Source organism: Microbacterium altimontanum, assembly GCF_058349865.2.
On sequence record NZ_JBYRJB020000007.1, the window covers coordinates 20,966 to 41,188 of the forward strand.

22 protein-coding genes are annotated in these 20,223 nt (G+C 71.0%); 4 read left to right on the top strand and 18 right to left on the bottom strand.

The genetic code is table 11. The annotated features are described in order from the left end of the window. Position 1: 1 nt before the first annotated feature. The 4 genes from AC3RX1_RS13315 to infC all read right to left on the bottom strand — a co-directional run bounded on the left by AC3RX1_RS13315 (position 2) and on the right by infC (position 2,185). Positions 2–817: a TrmH family RNA methyltransferase gene (locus AC3RX1_RS13315; protein ID WP_491501734.1), complete on the bottom strand. Its 816-nt coding sequence runs from the start codon at positions 815–817 to the stop codon at positions 2–4. Between the two features lie 68 nt (positions 818–885). After that, positions 886–1,266 (bottom strand): 50S ribosomal protein L20, encoded by a 381-nt coding sequence (rplT, locus tag AC3RX1_RS13320; protein ID WP_491501735.1) that lies wholly within the window; start codon positions 1,264–1,266, stop codon positions 886–888. A 33-nt stretch (positions 1,267–1,299) separates the two neighbouring features. Beyond that, a complete protein-coding gene (gene rpmI / locus AC3RX1_RS13325; protein ID WP_491501736.1) occupies positions 1,300–1,494 on the bottom strand; it encodes a 50S ribosomal protein L35 in 195 nt (64 codons plus the stop codon). Between the two features lie 67 nt (positions 1,495–1,561). After that, positions 1,562–2,185, bottom strand: coding sequence for a translation initiation factor IF-3 (gene infC / locus AC3RX1_RS13330; protein ID WP_491501961.1), 624 nt, complete (start codon positions 2,183–2,185; stop codon positions 1,562–1,564). Positions 2,186–2,419: 234 nt separating this feature from the next. Between infC and AC3RX1_RS13335 the strand changes: the two genes are divergently transcribed. Further along, complete coding sequence (locus tag AC3RX1_RS13335) at positions 2,420–2,815, top strand: DUF1844 domain-containing protein (protein WP_491501737.1); 396 nt, start codon at positions 2,420–2,422, stop codon at positions 2,813–2,815. A 7-nt stretch (positions 2,816–2,822) separates the two neighbouring features. On the opposite strand, the gene AC3RX1_RS13340 is transcribed toward AC3RX1_RS13335, so the two are convergent. The 6 genes from AC3RX1_RS13340 to AC3RX1_RS13365 are packed head-to-tail and all read right to left on the bottom strand — an operon-like array spanning position 2,823 to position 7,115. After that, a complete protein-coding gene (locus tag AC3RX1_RS13340; RefSeq protein WP_491501738.1) occupies positions 2,823–3,605 on the bottom strand; it encodes an SseB family protein in 783 nt (260 codons plus the stop codon). Continuing rightward, entirely contained in the window at positions 3,589–4,338 is a 750-nt protein-coding gene (gene priA / locus AC3RX1_RS13345; protein WP_491501739.1) for a bifunctional 1-(5-phosphoribosyl)-5-((5-phosphoribosylamino)methylideneamino)imidazole-4-carboxamide isomerase/phosphoribosylanthranilate isomerase PriA, read from the bottom strand. Before priA ends, AC3RX1_RS13340 begins: the two co-directional genes overlap by 17 nt. Positions 4,339–4,342: 4 nt before the next feature. Then, complete coding sequence (gene hisH / locus AC3RX1_RS13350) at positions 4,343–4,993, bottom strand: imidazole glycerol phosphate synthase subunit HisH (protein WP_491501740.1); 651 nt, start codon at positions 4,991–4,993, stop codon at positions 4,343–4,345. Positions 4,994–5,018: 25 nt separating this feature from the next. Further along, entirely contained in the window at positions 5,019–5,630 is a 612-nt protein-coding gene (gene hisB / locus AC3RX1_RS13355; RefSeq protein WP_491501741.1) for an imidazoleglycerol-phosphate dehydratase HisB, read from the bottom strand. After that, positions 5,627–6,721: a histidinol-phosphate transaminase gene (locus tag AC3RX1_RS13360; protein ID WP_491501742.1), complete on the bottom strand. Its 1,095-nt coding sequence runs from the start codon at positions 6,719–6,721 to the stop codon at positions 5,627–5,629. The genes hisB and AC3RX1_RS13360 overlap by 4 nt, the downstream gene beginning before the upstream one ends. Before the next feature lie 43 nt (positions 6,722–6,764). Next, positions 6,765–7,115 carry a LysM peptidoglycan-binding domain-containing protein gene (locus tag AC3RX1_RS13365; RefSeq protein WP_491501743.1) on the bottom strand — a complete coding sequence of 117 codons (351 nt, stop codon included), beginning with the start codon at positions 7,113–7,115 and terminating at the stop codon, positions 6,765–6,767. A gap of 255 nt (positions 7,116–7,370) precedes the next feature. On the opposite strand from AC3RX1_RS13365, the gene lexA reads away from it, so the two are divergent. Next, on the top strand, positions 7,371–8,069 hold the full coding sequence (gene lexA / locus AC3RX1_RS13370) for a transcriptional repressor LexA (protein WP_491501744.1): 699 nt from the start codon (positions 7,371–7,373) through the stop codon (positions 8,067–8,069). A gap of 44 nt (positions 8,070–8,113) precedes the next feature. Here lexA and metE read toward each other — a convergent pair whose 3' ends face one another. From metE to AC3RX1_RS13385, 3 genes are all read right to left on the bottom strand, one after another. Further along, the gene (metE, locus tag AC3RX1_RS13375; RefSeq protein WP_491501745.1) at positions 8,114–10,453 is read right to left on the bottom strand and encodes a 5-methyltetrahydropteroyltriglutamate--homocysteine S-methyltransferase; all 2,340 of its coding nucleotides are present in this window, start codon (positions 10,451–10,453) and stop codon (positions 8,114–8,116) included. Further along, on the bottom strand, positions 10,450–11,448 hold the full coding sequence (locus AC3RX1_RS13380) for a methylenetetrahydrofolate reductase (protein WP_491501746.1): 999 nt from the start codon (positions 11,446–11,448) through the stop codon (positions 10,450–10,452). Before AC3RX1_RS13380 ends, metE begins: the two co-directional genes overlap by 4 nt. A 158-nt stretch (positions 11,449–11,606) precedes the next feature. Further along, complete coding sequence (locus AC3RX1_RS13385; protein ID WP_491501747.1) at positions 11,607–11,780, bottom strand: hypothetical protein; 174 nt, start codon at positions 11,778–11,780, stop codon at positions 11,607–11,609. Between AC3RX1_RS13385 and AC3RX1_RS13390 the strand changes: the two genes are divergently transcribed. Then, complete coding sequence (locus tag AC3RX1_RS13390) at positions 11,779–13,674, top strand: prolyl oligopeptidase family serine peptidase (RefSeq protein WP_491501748.1); 1,896 nt, start codon at positions 11,779–11,781, stop codon at positions 13,672–13,674. The genes AC3RX1_RS13385 and AC3RX1_RS13390 overlap by 2 nt on opposite strands. Before the next feature lie 219 nt (positions 13,675–13,893). Here the strand turns inward: AC3RX1_RS13390 and hflX are convergent, their stop codons facing one another. Beyond that, the gene (gene hflX / locus AC3RX1_RS13395) at positions 13,894–15,402 is read right to left on the bottom strand and encodes a GTPase HflX (protein WP_491501749.1); all 1,509 of its coding nucleotides are present in this window, start codon (positions 15,400–15,402) and stop codon (positions 13,894–13,896) included. A 53-nt stretch (positions 15,403–15,455) separates the two neighbouring features. On the opposite strand from hflX, the gene AC3RX1_RS13400 reads away from it, so the two are divergent. After that, positions 15,456–16,103 carry a class I SAM-dependent methyltransferase gene (locus tag AC3RX1_RS13400; RefSeq protein ID WP_491501750.1) on the top strand — a complete coding sequence of 216 codons (648 nt, stop codon included), beginning with the start codon at positions 15,456–15,458 and terminating at the stop codon, positions 16,101–16,103. 19 nt (positions 16,104–16,122) lie between these two features. Here AC3RX1_RS13400 and dapF read toward each other — a convergent pair whose 3' ends face one another. From dapF to miaB, 4 genes are all read right to left on the bottom strand, one after another. Next, positions 16,123–16,986, bottom strand: coding sequence for a diaminopimelate epimerase (gene dapF, locus AC3RX1_RS13405; protein WP_491501751.1), 864 nt, complete (start codon positions 16,984–16,986; stop codon positions 16,123–16,125). A gap of 24 nt (positions 16,987–17,010) precedes the next feature. After that, complete coding sequence (locus AC3RX1_RS13410) at positions 17,011–17,556, bottom strand: dihydrofolate reductase family protein (protein ID WP_491501752.1); 546 nt, start codon at positions 17,554–17,556, stop codon at positions 17,011–17,013. Positions 17,557–17,617: 61 nt separating this feature from the next. After that, on the bottom strand, positions 17,618–18,565 hold the full coding sequence (gene miaA, locus AC3RX1_RS13415) for a tRNA (adenosine(37)-N6)-dimethylallyltransferase MiaA (RefSeq protein WP_491501962.1): 948 nt from the start codon (positions 18,563–18,565) through the stop codon (positions 17,618–17,620). Positions 18,566–18,615: 50 nt separating this feature from the next. Further along, entirely contained in the window at positions 18,616–20,169 is a 1,554-nt protein-coding gene (gene miaB / locus AC3RX1_RS13420) for a tRNA (N6-isopentenyl adenosine(37)-C2)-methylthiotransferase MiaB (RefSeq protein WP_491501753.1), read from the bottom strand. Positions 20,170–20,223 lie beyond the last annotated feature (54 nt).

Here is a 20,223-nt window from a genome sequence, read left to right on the forward strand (position 1 = left end):
TTTACCGATCCGTGATGGATGCGCGATGGGCGAATGCGGATTCGTACAGGCACACGCTCGCGGCCGTGGCGAGGTTGAGCGATTCGGCGCGACCGTAGATCGGGAGTCGCAGGGCTCCGTCGGCGAGGGCGAGCGAGTCGTCGTCGAGGCCGCGTGCCTCGTTGCCGAAGAGCCAGGCCGTCGGGGCGGCCAGCCTGCCGGACTCGCGGGCGGCGAGCAGATCGTCGCCCTTCACGTCGGCGGCGACGACCCACAGCCCGGCGGCGCGGGCGGCGGTCACGACATCCGCCAGATCGCCGCCGAGCGCGATCGGCACGTGGAAGAGCGATCCGGTCGTGGAGCGCACGACCTTCGGGTTGTACGGGTCGACGGTGCGGCCGGTGAGGATCACCGCGTCGGCGCCGGCGGCGTCGGCCGCGCGGATGATCGTGCCGAGGTTGCCGGGGTCGCGCACCTGCTCGCAGATCGCGATCAGACGAGGGGATGCGGCGAACACGTCGCGCGCCCGCACCGGGAACTGCCGCGCCACCGCGAGCACCCCCTGCGGGGTGACCGTGTCGGCCATCGCCTCGAGCACCTGCTCGGTGGTGTATTCGAGCGCGATGCCCTCGGCCTGGGCGCTCTCGCGCAGGTCGACGTGCTTCTCGGCTGCGGTGGGCGTCGCGAAGAGGTCGACGATCGCCTCCGGCCGATACGTCAGGGCCTCGCGCACCGCCTGCGGGCCCTCGAGGAGGAACAGCCCCGACTCGTCGCGCACGCGGCGTTTGGAGAGGTGTGCGACAGCGCGCACGCGGGCCGACCGGGGGTTCTCGAGCACGGTTTCAGCATAGAGCGACGAAGGAGCCCCTCCGTATGGAGGGACTCCTTCGGGTGGCTGCGGAGGACTTACGCCTTGGGCGCGTTGACGTTCTCCGGGAGCGCGTTCTTCGCGGTCGCGACGAGCGCGGCGAAGGTGGCCGGCTCGTTCACGGCGAGCTCGGCGAGCATGCGACGGTCGACCTGGACGCCCGCGAGACCGAGGCCCTGGATGAAGCGGTTGTAGGTGAGCCCGTTCTGACGGCTCGCCGCGTTGATGCGCTGGATCCACAGGCGACGGAAGTCGCCCTTGCGCTGACGACGGTCACGGTACGCGTAGACGAGCGAGTGGGTGACCTGCTCCTTCGCCTTGCGGTACAGACGCGAACGCTGACCCCGGTAGCCGGAGGCGCGCTCGAGGATGACGCGACGCTTCTTCTGGGCGTTGACGGCCCGCTTGACTCTTGCCATTTCGTTTCGTTCCTAACGTGCGTTCCGGAGCGCTCAGCGTCCGAGGAGCTTCTTGACGTTCTTCGCGTCGTTGCCAGAGATGACCTCGTCCTTGTTCAGGCGACGGGTCCGCTTGCTGGGCTTCACCTCGAGGTGGTGACGCATCCCGGACTGCTGCTTCATGATCTTCCCGCTGCCGGTGACCTTGAAGCGCTTCTTGGCGCTCGAGTTCGTCTTCTGCTTCGGCATTTCTCTTCCTTCGTTGTGCATCCCGCGGTGCGGGAATGGTCATCCCGCGATGCGGGAGCGTGGGGGCCTATTCGGCGTCCGACTCGGAGGCGTCTGAGGTTCCGGATGCCGCGGCCTTCGCCTGGCGGGCGGCTTCCTTGTTCGCAGCTCGCTGCGCGTTCTGCTCGGTCTTGACCTCGGACTTGTTCTTGTGCGGGGCGATCACCATCACCATGTTGCGGCCGTCGATGCGCGGGTTCGACTCGACGACGCCGAACTCGGCCACGTCTTCGGCGAACTTCTTGAGGAGGCGCACGCCCAGCTCGGGACGCGACTGCTCGCGGCCGCGGAACAGGATCATCGCCTTGACCTTGTCGCCGCCCTGCAGGAATCCCTCGGCGCGCTTGAGCTTGGTCGTGTAGTCGTGCGCCTCGATCTTCAGACGGAACCTGACCTCTTTGAGGATCGTGTTCGCCTGGTTGCGGCGGGCTTCCTTGGCCTTCTGTGCAGCCTCGTACTTGAACTTGCCGTAGTCCATGATCTTGACCACGGGAGGCTTCGAGTTGGGCGCGACCTCGACGAGGTCGAGGTCTGCCTCCTGAGCCAGACGCTGCGCAACCTGGATGGCGACGACGCCGACCTGCTCACCGTTCGGCCCGACGAGTCGGACCTCGGGGACGCGGATGCGCTCGTTGGTGCGGGGATCGCTGATGCGGAACTCCTCTGTCGTGCGGTGATTGTAACCGCGACGCAGGATGCGTCACGGGCGGCCACGATTCCACCCGCACGATGCCCGAAGCACCGGCTTTCCGCACCCTGACTGCCGGCGAACCGGCGGAGTGCAACGACCCGGTAGCCTGGAACGGCAAGCGCGGGTGGGATGTGATCCTCTTTCGAACCACGGCAGAAAGCCATGGAACCCGCCAAGTCTAGCAGAGAGAACGACGTGAGCACGATTCCCCCCGGTACCGCAGCGGATGACGAGCGCCAGGCGCGCTGGGACGAGCAGGCGCGTGCCGCCGAGGCGGCCACCCGCGACATCGCCGACGTGCCGGCGGTGGAGGTCATCACCACGACCGCCGTGCACCTCATGAGCGCCGCCGCCGTGAAGCTCGGGCTCGCCGACGACCCGGAGCACCAGCTCGACCTCGACGAGGCGCGCAAGCTCATCAACGCCCTTGCCGGGCTCATCACCGCCGGCGCGCCGGAGATCAGCAGCGCACACGCCGCGCCCCTGCGCGACGGCCTTCGTTCCCTGCAGCTCGCGTTCCGGGAGTCGTCCGCCATCCCCGACCCGATCGGCCAGGGCCCGGGCGAGAAGTGGACCGGGCCCGTCAGCTGACCGGCGCTCAGCGCGAGAGCTTGACGCTCAGGGAGTCGACGAGCGTCGCGATGCGGTCGTCGGCGGCCCAGCGCTTCGCCAGCCGCTGCAGCACGCCGTCGAGCGCCTGCTGGTCGAGACCGTCGACGAGCCGGAGCCGCACGAGCAGCTCCGGTCCGCGCAGCCTCCCCGACGGATCGCCCGGTGCGACCTGCAGGTCGATGACGGCGAGTTCGCGCGCGATGCTCTCCTGCAGCCCGGTGAACACGTCGGGGCTGCGGTAGCTCGGCTCCCACGGCACCTGCTGTCCGATCGCCCACACGGCGGGCCGGCGCAGCACATGCTCGGTGGCTGATCCCGGGTCGATCACGATGAGATCGGTGTCGTCGTCCGCCGCCGCCAACGCGGTGCGGACGCCGTCGACCGGCACCGGCCGGGCCGCGGCATCCCACCGCCCCATCGCGGTCACGGAACTGAAGACCGGCAGCACCCGCCGACCGTCGGGGGCGGCGACCGTCACGATCGACAGCTCCTGGGTCTTGTCGACCGTCAGGCCGCTGGGCGCGACGCCCTCCTCGCCCTTCTCGGCCACGAGCGGGATCAGCAGTCGCGCCGAGCGGTATGCCTCGACGATCGCGACGGCGTCGCCCGTTCCCGCGGCGTACGCGGTCAGCGCCGCGAGCAGCGCAGGGTCGGCCGATCCATCGTCGCCCGCGTGCGGGTTCTGCTGAAAGCTGCGCCCCTCCCACGGGACACCCGCCGAGTCGGCGCGATGCGGGTCGTGACTGCAGGAGTCAGTCTCGTGCGACATCCAGCGCCTCGGCGAGCGTGAAGGCGCCGGCGTACAGCGCCTTGCCGACGATCGCGCCCTCGACGCCGAGCGGAACGAGTTCGCGCAGCGCGATGATGTCGTCCAGGCTCGACACTCCGCCGGAGGCGACGACGGGCTTCGGGGTGCGCTCGGTGATCTGGCGCAGGAGGTCGAGGTTCGGCCCGCGCAGGGTGCCGTCCTTCGTGACATCCGTGACGACGTACCGGCTGCATCCCGCGTCCTCGAGGCGGTCGAGCACGGTCCACAGGTCGCCGCCCTCGCGTGTCCACCCGCGAGCCGCCAGAGTGGTGCCCCGCACATCGAGGCCGACGGCGATCGCGTCGCCGTACCGGCTGATGACGTCGGCCGACCACTCCGGGTTCTCCAGCGCGGCGGTGCCGAGGTTGATGCGGCTCGCGCCGGTCTCGAGGGCAGCCTCCAGCGACGCATCGTCGCGGATGCCGCCGGAGAGCTCCACCTGCACGCCCTTGACCTGCTTGATCACCTTGCGGATGACGCCGGCGTTGCTGCCGCGGCCGAACGCCGCGTCGAGGTCGACCAGGTGGATCCACTGCGCCCCTTGATGCACCCACTGCAGTGCGGAGTCGACGGGATCGCCGTAGTCGGTCTCGCTGCCCGCCTCGCCCTGGGTCAGCCGCACCGCCTTGCCGTCGGCCACATCGACGGCGGGAAGCAGGATCAGTTCGGGGGTGGCGGCGAATTCACTGGGCACGAGGTCACAGGGTAGCCGCGCGCAGCCCGGCGATCCAATTCGACAGGAGCCGGATGCCGGCATCCCCCGACTTCTCGGGATGGAACTGCGTGGCCGACAGCGGACCGTTCTCCACCGCGGCGAGGAACGGCGAGCCGTAGTCGCACCACGTGAGACGGGGCGGCGCGAACGGCTCCTGTGACTCCATGGTCCAGCGCGACGCCGCATAGGAGTGCACGAAGTAGAACCGTTCGTCCTCGATGCCGTCGAACAGGCGCGAGCCCTCGGCGGCGCGCACGGTGTTCCAGCCCATGTGCGGCAGCACCGGCGCATCGAGCTCGGCGACGACGCCGGGCCACTCCCCCAAGCCCGCCGTGTCGGTGCCGCGTTCGACGCCGCGCTCGAACATCACCTGCATTCCGACGCAGATGCCCAGCACCGCCCGGCCGCCGGCCAGACGTCGGTCGATGAGCTCGTCGCCGCGGATCGCACGCAGCTGCTCCATCACGGCGGCGAACGCGCCGACGCCCGGGACGACCAGGCCGTCGGCGTCCATCACGAGACCGCGGTCGGCGGTCAGGCGGGCGTCGGCGCCGGCGGCGACGAGCGTCTTGACCGCGGAGTGCACGTTGCCCGATCCGTAGTCGAGGACGGCGACCAGGGGACGGTCGCTCACGGCGCACCTCTCGTGCCGCGCATGCTCACAGTGCGCCCTTCGTGCTCGGGACGCCCACCACGTGCGGGTCGAGCGATTTCGCCTGACGGAACGCGCGGGCGAAGGCCTTGAACTCGGCCTCGGCGATGTGGTGCGGATCGCGGCCGGAGATCACGCGCACGTGCGTCGTGAGACCCGCGTTGAGAGTGATCGCCTCGAAGCTGTGGCGCACGAGCGAGCCGGTGAAGTGGCCGCCGATGAGGTGAAGTTCGAAGCCGGCGGGCTCGCCGTCGTGCACGAGGTAGGGCCGGCCGCTGATGTCGACGACGGCCTGGGCGAGCGCCTCGTCGAGCGGCACGAGCGCATCACCGTAGCGGGAGATGCCGCTCTTGTCGCCGAGCGCCGCGCGGATCGCCTGCCCGAGGACGATCGAGACGTCCTCCACCGTGTGGTGCACGTCGATCTCGGTGTCGCCCGAAGCGCGCACGGTGAGGTCGGTCAGCGAGTGCTTCGCGAACGCCGTCAGGAGGTGATCGAAGAACGGCACCGTCGTGTCGATGCGGGCGACGCCCGTGCCGTCGAGGTTCAGCTCGAGTTCGACCGTCGATTCGCTCGTGGTGCGGGTGCGCTCCGCGGTCCGGGACTCGGGGCTCGTCATGACGCCGATTCTAGCGAGGCGAGCGCATCCAGGAACGCGCTGGTCTCCTCCTCCGTGCCGGCGGTGACGCGCAGGCTGCGGGGAAGTCCGATGTCGCGGATGAGCACGCCGCGGTCGTATAGCGCCTGCCACGTCGCGGCGGGGTCGTCGACACCGGAGAAGAGCACGAAGTTCGTCCACGATTCGTACGGGCTGAAGCCCAGGGCGGGCAGTGTCGCCGAGATGCGGTCACGCTGCTCTACGATGTCGTCCACGGTGGCGAGCATCGTCGGGGCGTGCCGCAGAGCGGCGGATGCGGCGGCCTGGGTGACAGCGCTCAGGTGATACGGAAGGCGCACGAGGCGGAGGGCGTCGATCACCGCGGGGTCGGCGGCGAGGTAGCCGACACGCGCGCCCGCGAACGCGAACGCCTTGCTCATCGTGCGGGAGACGACGAGCCGCTCGCGGTCGGGCAGGAGCGTGAGAGCCGACCGCTCGTCGCGGGGAGCGAACTCCCAATAGGCCTCATCGACGATCACGACCCCGTCGGTCGCTCGGTACACGGCCTCGATCACCTCGAGCGTCATCGGCGTCCCGGTGGGATTGTTCGGCGAGCAGAGGAAGACGACGTCGGGCTTCGCCTCCGACACCTGAGCGGCAGCGGACTCGGGATCGATCGTGTAATCGTGTCCCCGCTCCCCGGCGATCCAGGTGGCGCCGGTACCGCGGGTCAGCAGCGGATACATCGAGTACGTGGGTGCGAATCCGAACGCGGTTCGACCAGGACCGGCGAACGCCTGCAGCAGGTGCTGCAGGACCTCGTTCGACCCGTTGCCGGCCCAGATCTGGTCGCGGGTGAGCCCGTGGCCGAGGTATTCGGCGAATCCCTCGCGCAGCGCGGTGAACTCACGGTCGGGATAGCGATTGACGTCGCGCAGGGCGATCGCGACGGCGTCGAGGATGTCGTCGGCGACGTCCTTGGGGAACGGATGAGTGTTCTCGTTCACGTTCAGCGCCACCGGGAGGGGCGCCTGCGGTGCGCCGTACGGCGTCAGCCCGCGGAGATCGTCGCGAATCGGGAGGTCTTCCAAGCGGGGGCTCACCTCACCCATCGTAGAGCGCGGGACTGTGCCGCTCGCGCCGTGACGCCGCTCGTTACCGGGCGTACTCGCTGGGGATGGAGAGCTTCTCTCCCGGCACCACCGTCACACCGTCGAGGGCGTTGAGGCGCACGAGCGCGTCGACGACGTCGCGCGGATCTGCCTGCGGCGCGACAGAGCGAGCGATCGACCACAGGGAGTCGCCGGCTGCCACCGTGACGGTCTGGAAGGTTCCCGCGGGGGCTCCGTCATCGCGTGAGGCGATCGCCGCCCCGCCGCCGATCGCGGCGAGGGCGATGCCGACGGCGAGGGGAAGGGAGACGAGCGCGGCGAGCACACGGCGTCCGCGCGCGGTGATGCGCAGGCGCGTGCTGACCGGTGCGGGTGCGATGCCGATGGTGCTCATGTGTCCTCCAGGGGATGAGGGGAAGGTTCGGGCCCGACTCTCGGTCGGGAGAGCCCGGGCCCGAACTTCTCTTCCGAACCTAGTTTCGATTCTGTATAATGTCAAGTGGAGTCCGTTCCGAATCCGGTCGAAAGCGACACGCGCACGGGCTGCTGCCGATCGGAGCGGGAAGCGGATACCGTTTCGATGAGGACACCCCATCACCGACCTCCGACATTCGAAGACGCTGCGATGCGCGGCACGACGGGAGCTGACATGAGCGATGCAACGCACGACGCCGCGACGGGCGCGAAGCCGCGCCGGCAGACGCGGCGGCGCAAGAGCCTGAGCGACAAGCAGATGGCCATCCTCGAGGTCATCCAGCGGTCGATCGCGCGCTACGGCTATCCCCCGAGCATGCGCGAGATCGGCGATGCGGTCGGGCTGAAGTCGCTCTCCAGCGTGACCCACCAGCTGAACCAGCTGGAGCTGAGCGGGTACCTGCGTCGCGATGCCGGCAAGACCCGGGCGATGGAGGTGCTGATCGACCTTCCCGGCGCGTCGGGCGAGAACCCCGCTGACGTCGCCCCGAGCGTCGGCGACGCGGCGCTCGTCCCGCTCGTCGGGCACATCGCGGCGGGCGTGCCGATCACGGCGGAGCAGCAGGTGGAGGAGATCTTCCCGCTGCCGCGTCAGCTGGTCGGCAAGGGCGACCTGTTCATGCTCAAGGTGCAGGGCGAGTCGATGATCGACGCCGCCATCTGCGACGGCGACTGGGTCGTCGTGCGGTCGCAGGCGACAGCCGAGAACGGCGACATCGTCGCGGCGATGCTGGAGGGCGAGGCCACTGTCAAGACCTTCCGGCAGCGCGACGGACACACCTGGCTTCTGCCGCGCAACTCGGCGTTCGAGCCGATCCTCGGCGATGACGCCGTCGTCCTGGGCAAGGTCGTCGCAGTGCTGCGGGCGGTCTGACCCGCCTCGTGCAGCACCCGCTTAACACACGAAGAGCATCCGGATCAGACGGTCTGCAGCGCCCGCACCCGCTGCGTCGCCTCGACGAGGTTGCGCAGCGACGCGACCGTCTCCGGGTACGCGCGCGTCTTCAAGCCGCAGTCGGGGTTCACCCACACCTGGCGCAGCGGCAGCTCGGCCGCCGCACGTTCGAGGAGGCCGGCGACCTCGTCGACCGACGGCACGCGCGGCGAGTGGATGTCGTAGACGCCGGGACCGACGGCGTGAGAGAACCCTGACGCCGCGATGTCTCCGATCACCTCGCCTCTGCTGCGCGCCGCCTCGATCGATGTGACATCGGCGTCGAGGGCGGCGATCGCGTCGATCACGACACCGAACTCGGAGTAGCAGAGGTGGGTGTGCACCTGCGTCGCGGCGGCCGCCCCTGCCGTCGCGAGCCGGAACGAGCCCACCGACCAGTCGAGGTACGCCGGCTGGTCGGCCTTCTTCAGGGGCAGCAGCTCACGCAGCGCCGGTTCGTCGACCTGGATGATGCCGATCCCCGCGGCCTCGAGGTCGGCGATCTCGTCGCGAAGCGCAAGTGCCACCTGGTTCGCCGTCTCGCCCAGCGGCTGGTCGTCGCGCACGAACGACCACGCGAGGATCGTCACGGGGCCGGTCAGCATGCCCTTCACGGGCTTCGCCGTCAGCGACTGCGCGTAGGCCGACCAGTCCACCGTGATCGGCGCGGGGCGCGACACGTCGCCCCAGAGGATCGAGGGACGCGTCGCACGGGAGCCGTACGACTGCACCCAGCCGTTGCGGGTCACGGCGAAGCCGTCGAGGTGCTCGGCGAAGTACTGCACCATGTCGTTGCGCTCCGCCTCGCCGTGCACGAGCACGTCGAGACCGAGCTCCTCCTGCAGGCCGATGACCGTCGTGATCTCGAGCCGGAGCAGGTCCTCGTACTCGGCCGTCGAGAGCTCCCCGCGGTCGTGAGCCGCCCGGGTCCGGCGGATGTCGCCGGTCTGGGGAAAGGACCCGATCGTCGTGGTCGGCAGCACCGGCAGCCCGAGCGCGGCATCCTGCGCGTCGACGCGGGCGGCGTAGTCGCCCCGGGAGAAGGACGCGTCCGTCAATGCGGCCGCCTCGGCTCGCACCGCCCCGTCGCGCACGCCGGGTGCGCTGCGGCGATCGGCGAGCGCCGCCGACGCGGCGTCGAGCTCCGGCTGGATCGCCTCCGCGCCGGCCTCGAGGCCCCGCGCGAGGATCGCGGCCTGCTCCACCTTCTGGTCGGCGAACGCGAGCCACGAGACCAGCCGCTCGTCGAGGTCGGGCTCGTCGCGGACGTCGTGCGGCACGTGCTGCAGCGACGTGGACGTGCCGGCGGCCACCGCTCGTGCGCCGAGACCGCGAAGCCGCCCGAGCGTCTGCCAGGCGCGCTGCAGGTCGCCGCGCCAGACATTGCGCCCGTCGATCGCACCGCCGACGAGCGTCTTGTCCGCCAGGCCCGGCACTGCGCGGGGAACATCTCCGCGGGTGAGGTCGACGGCGAGCGCCTCGACACCGGAGGCGGCGAGCACCTGCCATGCCTCGTCGCTCAGCTGTGCGTACCCCGCGCCGACCAGGATCGCGGGGCGGTCCGTCGCCGCGGCGAGTACGGCGTAGGCGCGCTGCGCGGCTTCCGCGAGCGTCGCCGCGTCGGCCGGCAGGCTCTCGCTCACGAGCGCGGGCTCGTCGAGCTGCACCCAGTCGGCGCCCGCCGCCCGCAGCGACGCGAGCAGCTCTGCGTAGACCGGCAGGAGATCGTCGAGGCGGGAGAGCGGGTCGAAGCCGTCTCGCTCCTCCGTCTCCACGCGAGCAGGGGCATCCGTCGCCTTCGCCAGCGCGAGGAGAGTGACGGGACCGACCACGACCGGGCGGGTCGTGAATCCCTCGGCGCGCGCCTCGGCGACCTGTCGCGCGAAGCGGTCGGTCGAGAGCGCGAACGTCGTCTCGGGTCCGATCTCGGGCACGAGGTAGTGGTAGTTCGTGTCGAACCACTTCGTCATCTCGAGAGGCGGCCGGCCCGCGTCGCCGCGCGCCGCCGCGAAGTACGCGTCGAGGCCGATCGTTCCGTCGGCGGCGCGGAGGTCGGCGAACCGCTCGGGCAGCGCGCCGACGGCGAGCGCGGCGTCGAGCACCTGGTCGTAGAACGAGAACGACTCGGGGATCGCCGAGTCGGCACGGCCCATTCCGAGGTCGGCGAGACGTTGCCGCGTGGCCCGTCGCACATCGGCGCCCGCCCGCTCGAGCTCCTCGACGCTGATCCGGCCCGCCCAGTGCGCCTCCACGGCGCGCTTGAGCTCGCGGCGGCGGCCGATCCGGGGGTAGCCCAGGATCGTTCCTGCGGGAAATGCTGTCATCGTGGTGTCTCCTTGTCGGTGAGGGTGGGGATGCCGGCCTCGCGGAGCACCGCGAGCACCGTGTCGTGGCTGTTGAACGCGTACAGATGCACGCCGGGCGCGCCCCCGGCGACCACGTCGGCGACCAGTCGCGCGGCGTAGTCGACGCCGAGCGCCCGCTGCGCGGCGGGGTCCGGTTCGATCTCGAGCGGGATCGCGAGCTCGGCCGGGATCTCCTCGCCGCTGAGCTCGAGCACCCGGTGCAGTCGCGCCGGGCTCGTGATGGGCATGATCCCGGGGAGGATGGGGATCGTCACCCCTGCGGCGCGGCAGCGGTCGACGAAGCCCAGATACGCGTCGGCATGGAAGAACAGCTGTGTGATCGCGAACGTCGCGCCGGCGGCCTGCTTGGCGAGCAGCGCGTCGATGTGCTCGCGAGGATGCCGCGATCGCGGATGCCCGTTCGGGAATGCGGCCACGGCGATCTCCACGTCGCGGCGGGGCACGACCCGGGCGGCGCCCGGGATCCCGGGGATGCGGGCTTCCTGGTACGGTGCACGCTCGGCCTGCACCCGGTCGATGAGCTGGACGAGCTGGGCCGCGCTCTCGAGGTCTCCGATGAGGTGGTCGTCGTCCTCACAGCCGGACGGCGGGTCTCCGCGCAGGGCGAGGAAGCTCAGGATTCCGGCGTCGAGGAACTCACGGATGAGGCCGGCTGCTCCCGCGTAGGTGTTGCCGACGCAGGTCAGGTGAGCGAGCGGCTCCACGTCGGTGTGGGCGCGGATGTGGCGCAGCACCTCGAGCGACCGTCCGCCGGTCGAGCCGCCGGCTCCGTACGTCACGGAGAGGAACCGCGGCCCGGCGCCGGCCAGCCGCCGGATCGTCTCGTGCAGCGCCGGGGCGCCGCCGGCCGTTCGCGGGGGGTACAGCTCGAACGAGAACGGCACAGTGCTGCTGGGCACAGTGCTGCCGGGCACAGCGCGGCTCGTGCGGTGCGGGTCGAAGGCGACGGACATGGGGGGTTCCTGTTCGGTGGCAAGGGCGGGTGGCCGGGCGGCCGCGGACCGCACGCACGGACGCGGTCTGATCGCGGGCGGGTGCCGGGCTCGGCTGTCGCTCCTGCCCGGGGAACCCCGAGCGATGCGACCACGGTAGGCGCATCCCTCGATGCCCGTCACACGGTGTTGCGCACTGTTTCGAGGTCAATATCGACGAAGGCATATATCGAGAGGGATGCCGCCGCGCCGCCGATCGGGCCGCCCCAGCGCCCCTCCCCGCGACGCCGCTGCATCCGTGAGCCTCCCGACGCAGGGCCCTTCCTGGCGGCTGCGGCTACGGTGGGGATCATGGTGCAGACGCTTCCTTTCGGCTCGTGGCCCTCCCCCATCACCGCCGAGATCGCCGCGTCATCGGCGCCGCGGATCGACGGAGCGCGCTTCGTCGGCGACGACGTGTGGTGGGGCGAGTCGGTGCCGTCAGAGGGCGGGCGGATGACGGTCAGATCGCGCCGCAACGGCATTCTTCTGCCGGCTCCGTGGAACGTCGGTTCCCGCGTGCACGAGTACGGCGGCGGTGCGTGGACGGCGTCGGACGATGGCCGGCTCTTCTTCGTGGAGAAGAGCGATCAGGGCGTCTGGGAGCTCGCCGGCGGCAGGACGCGGCAGCTCACCGATCCCGACCGCGGTGAGCGCTACGGCGGGCTGTCATGGCAGCACGGCCGGCTGATCGCGATCCGCGAGACGCATCCGTCGGCAGACGCATCCCGCACTCCGGTGCGCGACATCGTGCAGATCGTGCCGGATGCGTCGCCCGCCGTGGTCTCGCTGGCCGGCGGCAGCGACTTCGTCGCCCATCCCGCTCTCTCCCCCGACGGCGACCGCCTCGCCTGGATCGCGTGGGACCACCCGGACATGCCGTGGGACCGCACCCGCCTCCGGCTGCGCCGGCTCGCCGACGATGCGGATGCCATGACGATCGCCGGCGGCGACTCGTCGGTGGTGCAGCCGATGTGGACCGGCGCCGACGAGCTGCTCTACAGCGACGACGTGACCGGACGCTGGAACCTCTGGCGGGTGCGGACGACCGCCGACCTCGACCGCTCGCCCGCGTCGCTGGCCGACGCCGACACGGGTGGCGCCGTGTGGGTGCTCGGCACGCGCTGGTACCAGCCGCTGGAGGACGGACGCATCGTCGCCGTCCGCACGAACGGGAGCGACGAGGTCGTCGTGGTCGACCCCGCGACCGGGGTCGCGACGACGCTCGGCATCGACGCCACCGCGAACGTGTCGGTCGAGGACGTGAGGGGCACGCGCGTGGTCCTGACGGCGGCGGGGATGGACGGCCCGCCCACGGTCTGGGAGATCGATGTCGACGGCGGACGCGCACGGCTGACCGGCGATGAGGCGGCGTGGGCGCCGGAGTGGAACCCGCGCCCTCGCACGGTGACGTTCGACGGACCGCACGGACCGGTGCACGCGTTCGACTACCCGCCGACGAACCCGGGCGTCCGGGCGCCCGACGGTGAGCTGCCGCCGTACATCGTGTTCGTGCACGGCGGCCCCACCTCGCACACGGCGGCCGCCGCATCCGCCAAGACCGCCTTCTTCACGAGCCGCGGCATCGGCGTGCTCGACGTGAACTACGGCGGATCCACCGGCTACGGGCGCGCGTACCGGGAACGACTGCGGGGGCAGTGGGGGGTGGTCGACGTCGACGATGTCGCCGCCGCGGCTGCCGGGCTCGCGTCGACCGGTGGCGCTGACCCCGCACGCCTCGCGATCGAGGGAGGATCCGCCGGCGGATGGACGGTGCTCGCGGCCCTGACCGACACGGACGTGTTCGCGGCGGGCATCTCGCGCTACGGGGTCGGCGACGCGCGGACGCTCGCCACCGACACGCACGACTTCGAGGCGCGCTACCTCGATGGCCTCATCGGACCGCTGCCCGAGGCGGAGGAGCTCTACGTCGAGCGGTCGCCGCTCTCGCATCCCGAGCGGTTCCGCGTGCCGGTGCTGCTGCTGCAGGGCGCCGACGACCCGGTCGTGCCGCCGAGCCAGGCCGAGGCCATCCGCGACGCGCTGGTCGCCCGCGGCGTGCCGCACGCGTATGTCGTGTACCCCGGAGAGGCGCACGGCTTCCGGCGGCCGGAGACCGTGACCGACGTGCTGCGGCGCGAGCTCGCATTCCTCGGCGCGGTGTTCGGCTTCACGCCGGCCGACGTGGAGCCGCTCGCGCTGAGCTGAGCTGGGCTGGGCTGCTGGGCTCCACCCTCGCGCGAACGCCGGGCCAACTCGGCGAACCCGGGGCCAACTCGGCGAACCGCGGGGCAACTCCGCGAACGGAGGGGCAACTCCGCGAACGGAGGGGCAACTCCGCGAACGGAGGGGCAACTCGGCGAACGCGGGGGCAACTCGGCGAACCGAGGGCCAACTCGGCGAAACGCGGGGTGACTCGCGTGCCGGTCAGGCGGTCGCGAAGGGCTGCAGCTGCGCGCCGAGCTGCGCGCTGACGCGGGCGTGCAGGAGCGTGCCGCCGGCCTCGTGGCTCTGCGACAGGATGATGCCGGTCTCGTGAACGGCCGAGACGAGATCGCCACGGTCGTAGGGCACGAGAGCCTCGATCTCGATCTCGGGCAGCGGCAGCGCCGCTTCGATCGCCGCGCGCAGCTCGTCGATGCCCTCGCCGGTGCGGCTCGAGGCGAACAGCGCGTCGGGCTCGAGACCCCGCAGCACGAGTCGCGTGTCGTCGGAGACGAGATCGGCCTTGTTGAAGACGACGATCTCGGGGATGTCGCGCCCGCCGACGTCGCCGATCACGTCGCGCACCGTCGCCAGCTGCGCCGCCGGGTCGGGGTGCGCCGCGTCGACGACGTGCACGATGATGTCGGCGTCGGCGACCTCCTCGAGCGTCGACCGGAACGCCTCGACGAGCTGGTGCGGCAGGTTGCGCACGAAGCCGACGGTGTCGGTCAGCGTGTAGACGCGACCGTCGGATGTCTCGGCCCGGCGCACCGTCGCGTCGAGGGTCGCGAACAGCGCGTTCTCGACGAGCACGCCGGCGCTGGTGAGCCGGTTCAGGAGGCTCGACTTGCCGGCGTTCGTGTATCCGGCGATCGCCACCGACGGCACCGTGTGCCGCTTGCGCTCGGCCCGCTTGGCCTGGCGGGCCGGCGCGAAGTCGCGGATCTGCCGCCGCAGCTGCGCCATGCGGGTGCGGATGCGGCGCCGATCGAGTTCGATCTTCGTCTCACCCGGACCGCGCGAGCCCATGCCCGCGCCGCCGGCGCCCACCTGGCCACCGGCCTGACGGCTCATCGACTCACCCCAGCCGCGCAGGCGCGGCAGGAGGTACTCGAGCTGCGCGAGTTCGACCTGCGCCTTGCCCTCGCGGCTCTTCGCATGCTGGCTGAAGATGTCGAGGATGACGGTGGTCCGGTCGATGACCTTGACCTTCACGACGTCCTCGAGCGCGCGACGCTGGCTGGGGGCGAGCTCGGTGTCGGCGATGACGGTGTCGGCGCCGAGCGCCGCCACGGCGTCGCGCAGCTCCTGTGCCTTGCCGCGCCCGACATACGTCGCCGGGTCGGGATGCGGACGCCGCTGCAGAAGTCCGTCGAGGACCACGGCTCCCGCCGTCTCGGCGAGCGCCGCGAGTTCGCGCAGCGAGTTCTCCGCCTCCTCGGTCGCGCCCTGCGGATGCACGCCGACGAGCACGACGTTCTCCAGGCGCAGCTGGCGGTACTCGACCTCGGTGACGTCCTCGAGCTCTGTTGACAGACCCTGGATCCGGCGCAGCGCGGCCCGCTCCTCGCGGTCCCACTGGTCGCCGTCGTACATCGCTCGATCGGTGTCGGCGCCCTCCGCCGTCGCGGCATCCTGAATCGCCTGCGCAGCTCCGAACACGCGCACGCCGGAGTGCGCATCGGCACGCGACAGCACGCGCTCGACCGGGTCGGAAGAGCTCTCATCCATTCGCACCACTCTAGCCTGGGTCACGTCTTCTCCTTCCGGTACGCTGAGCAATCATGGCCAGTGACCACTACTTCAGCGCGTCGCCTGCCAGTGCCGAGAACCTCCGCACGATCCGTGTGCGGTTGGCGGGTCGCGACGTCGAGGTCACGACTGCCGGCGGTGTCTTCAGTCCCGATCGGCTGGACGCCGGCACCCAGGTGCTGCTCGCGAACACTCCCCCGCCGCCCCCGGGCGGCGACATCCTCGACCTCGGCTGCGGCTGGGGACCCATCGCGCTGAGCGTCGCCCTCGACTCCCCGCACGCCCGCGTGTGGGCCGTGGACGTGAACGAGCGGGCGCTGGACCTCGTCCGCCGCAACGCCCAGGCTCTCGGTCTGGAGAACGTCAACGCCGTCACTCCCGATGATGTTCCCGACGACATCGTGTTCCGGGGCATCCGGTCGAATCCGCCGATCCGCGTCGGCAAGAGCGAGCTGCACAGCATGCTGATGCGCTGGATCCCGCGGCTCGACGAACGTAGCGACGGATGGTTCGTCGTGCAGCGGAACCTCGGCTCCGACTCGCTGCAGCGCTGGCTGGCGTCGGTGCTCGACTCCTCGTTCAGCGTGCACCGGGCCGCCACCGGACGCGGCTACCGGGTGCTGAAGGTGCGTCGCCACGGCACCCCGCCGACCGACACGATCCAGCTGCCCACGTCCTGACCGGCCGTGGCGAGGTTCCTCAGACGAGGGTGATCTCGCCCGAGAACACCAGCTGCGCCGGACCCGACAGGAACACGTGGTCTCCTTCGATGCGCACGCCCAGGCGGCCGCCCGGCACGTCGACCAGCCAGCGATCGGGAGCCGACGCGCCCGCCCATCCGCGCACCGCGAGCGCCGACGCTGCGACTCCGGTGCCGCAGCTGAGCGTCTCGCCGACGCCGCGTTCGAACACGCGCATCGCGATGACGCCGACCCCGTCGGCGACGAGCGGATCGGCCGGGACGACGAACTCGACGTTCGCGCCGGCGGCCGGCACCGGGTCGAGGTGCGGGATGACGGTGAGGTCGAGCGCGTCGAGCTCCGTGCGCGACGAGAGCGCCACGACGATGTGCGGATTGCCGACGTCGACTCCCTGACCGGGGCGGGCGACATCGAGTCCCCGGGCGCGAACGAGCACGTCGTCCGACGTGAGCGCGAACGCGCCGAGGTCGACCTCGTAGCCGAGGTCGCTGCGGGTCATCCGGAGCACGCCGTTGCGGGTGCCGATCGCGATCGCGCCGTCGCCGTCGAGGTCGGCGAGCCCGGTCTGCAGCAGGTAGTGGAGGAAGACCCGGATGCCGTTGCCGCACATCTCCGCGACCGAGCCGTCGGCGTTGCGGTAGTCCATGAACCATTCGGCTCCCGACGCCGGCACCTCCGCTGCGGGCGCGAAGGCGCTCGTGCGGACGACGCGCAGCAGGCCGTCGCCGCCCACGCCGAAGTGCCGGTCGCACAGCGCGGCGACCTGGGTCGCGTCGAGATCGAGTGTCCCATCGGGATCGGGGACGATGACGAAGTCGTTGCCGGTGCCGTGGCCCTTGGTGAACGAGACGGTCGTGGACATCGCGTCCATCCTATGCGGGGTGTCTCAGCCGCCGACGGCGGATGACGCCGAGCGCACGCGGTAGCGGCCGCACAGGAACGCGCGGTTGCGGGCGGCGTCGACGAGCTCGAGGTCTAGCGCGCGCGGCAGGAGGGGCACGCCTGCGCCGAGCGTCACCGGCGCGAACTGGATCCAGACCTCGTCGAGCAGTCCGGCGTCGGCGAACTGCCCGACGAGCTCTCCCCCGCCCACGAGCCAGACATCACGTCCGGCCGCTGCAGCCGCCATCTCGGCGTGCACCGCGCGCAGGTCGTCGCGGGCGAAGCGGATGTCGGCGCCGTCGGGGATCGGGAGCGCCCGATGCGTGAACACCCAGGTCGGCTGCGTGTACGGCCACGGGCCCTCGTCGTGCGCGAGCACCCATTCGTAGGTCGAGGCGCCCATCGCGAGAGCTCCGACGCCCTCGATGAACGCCGAATAGTGCATCGGCCCGTTCTCATCGATGTCCTGGTGCAGCAGCCAATCGAGTGAGTGATCGGTGGTCGCGAGGAACCCGTCGAGGCTCGACGCGGTGTAGTAGTGCGTCGTCATGCCGACATCATGCCCGGTGCCGCGGACATCGTCTGGCGGGCCGACCGTGCCACGGCGCCGGTCAGGAGCCGGCCGTCGGAGATTCCGCGAGGGCCGCGGCATCCGCTGCCGGATCGACCCATCGCAGCCCGGGATAGCGCTTGAACCACGACACCTGGCGCCGCGCGTAGCGGCGCGTGAGCGCCTGCGTCTGCGCGATCGCCTCCGCCTCGCTCACCTCGCCGGCCAACTGCGCGAGCGCCTGCGCGTAGCCGATCGCGCGGGGGGCCGTCGTGCCGCGGTCGAGGCCGCGCTCACGCAGCGCCCGCACCTCGTCGAGCAGTCCCGCCCGCCACATGTGCTCGACACGGGCGTCGAGGCGCGGCACGAGCTCCGCGCGGTCGACGTGCACGCCGACGAGGCGGCTGTCCGCGTGCCATAGGACCGGCTCGTCGGGCAGGGCCGCGCCGTGCGTCGCCTCGCCCTGGGCGAGCACTTCGAGGGCGCGCACGATGCGCCGACCGTTGCGCGGGTCGACGCGGGCGGCGGTCGCCGCATCCTGCTCCCGCAGTCGCGCGTAGAGCAGCGCGGGCCCGTGCTCGTCGAGCTCCGCCTCCAGCCGCGCGCGCGCTGCGTCGTCGCGCGGAGGGAAGCGGAAGTCGTACAGCACGCTCGAGACGTACAGGCCGGAGCCGCCGACGAGGATCGCGTCGGCGCCGCGGGCGAGAGTCGCGGCGATGGCCTCTCGCGCCTCCCGCTGATAGCGGGCGACGGCGGCATCCTCCGTGACCTCGAGCACATCGAACAGGTGGTGCGGGATGCCGCGGCGCTCGGATTCGGGCAGCTTGGCGGTGCCGATGTCCATGCCGCGGTACAGCTGCATCGCGTCGGCGTTCACGATCTCGGCGGAAATGCCGCGGGCGGCGAGGGCTTCGGCGAGATCGAGGGACAGCGCGGTCTTGCCGGTGCCGGTGGCTCCGACCAGCGCCCAGAGGCGTCCAGGTCGTTTCGACTCGCCGCGCGCGCTCAACGGCCGGTGGGGCGTGTCGGTGCTCGGCGCCGGCGCCGAGTCGGGGTCGGTCAACGTCCCGGAGACGGTGCGCCGATGGACGGCATGCCGAGTGCCACCGCCCCGCTCGCCGCGGCGCCGTGCGCGGGGACGCCGCAGGCGTCGGCCTGGGCGAGTTCGCCCGCATCGCCTGCACGCGTGCGGCGGATGCGCAGCGGTGCACCGTCGGGCGCATCGGCGAGGAGGTGGAACGGCGCGGCATGAGTGATCGTCACGGTGACCATGTCGCCCGGCCGCGGCAGGTCGGATCCTGCCGGCACCTCGAAGTGCACGAGCCGGTTGTCGCGCGCACGGCCGGTCAGGCGATGGGTCGCGGCATCCTTCTTGCCCTCGCCTGTGGAGACGAGCACCTCGACCTCGCGGCCGAGCTGCTTCTGATTCTCCTCCAGCGAAATGCGCTCCTGCAGCGCGATCAGCCGGTCGTACCGCTCCTGCACGACCTCCTTCGGCACCTGGTTCTCCATCGTCGCGGCCGGGGTGCCCTCGCGGATGGAGTACTGGAACGTGAAGGCCGACGAGAACCGCGCCTGTTCGACGACGCGCATGGTGTCTTCGAAGTCGGCGTCGGTCTCACCGGGGAAGCCCACGATGATGTCGGTGGTGATGGCCGCATCGGGCATCTTCGCGCGGACGCGATCGAGGATGCCGAGGAACTTCTCGCTGCGGTACGAACGGCGCATCGCGCGCAGCACCCGGTCGCTGCCGGACTGCAGCGGCATGTGCAGCTGCGGCATGACGGTGGGAGTCTCGGCCATCGCGTCGATGACGTCGTCCGTGAACATCGCCGGGTGGGGACTCGTGAACCGGATGCGCTCCAGTCCGTCGATCTCGCCGGTGGCGCGCAGCAGCTTGGCGAACGCCTGGCGGTCGCCGAACTCGACGCCATACGAGTTGACGTTCTGCCCGAGGAGCGTGACCTCGATCGCTCCGTCTTCGACGAGCAGTCGCACCTCGTTCAGGATGTCGCCGGGACGGCGGTCCTTCTCCTTGCCACGCAGGCTCGGCACAATGCAGAACGTGCACGTGTTGTTGCAGCCGACGGAGATCGACACCCAGCCGCTGTACGCGCTGTCGCGCTTGGTGGGAAGCGTCGAGGGGAAGACCTCGAGGGACTCGAGGATCTCGAGCTCGGCCTCGCCGTTGTGGCGCGCGCGTTCGAGGAGGCTCGGCAGCGACCCCATGTTGTGAGTGCCGAACACGACGTCGACCCACGGTGCCTTGTCGAGGACCGTCTGCTTGTCCATCTGCGCGAGGCAGCCGCCGACGGCGATCTGCATGCCTTCGTGCTTGTCCTTGCGGCTCTTGAGGTGGCCGAGGGTGCCATAGAGCTTGCCGGCGGCGTTGTCGCGCACCGCGCACGTGTTGATGACCACGACGTCGGCGTCCTCGCCGTCGGCGACGGGCAGATAGCCCGCGCTCTCAAGCGACCCCGAGAGTCGCTCGGAGTCGTGCACGTTCATCTGGCACCCGAACGTGCGCACCTCATAGGTGCGGGCGCGACCGGAGACGTCGAGCGCAGCGGGCGAGGGCGCGATCAGGGTCGGCGCGGCGGAGGGAGTCGACATAGCGTTCCCATTCTACGAGCGACGGGCCGGGGCCGCTCCGCGACCGCGGCCCGT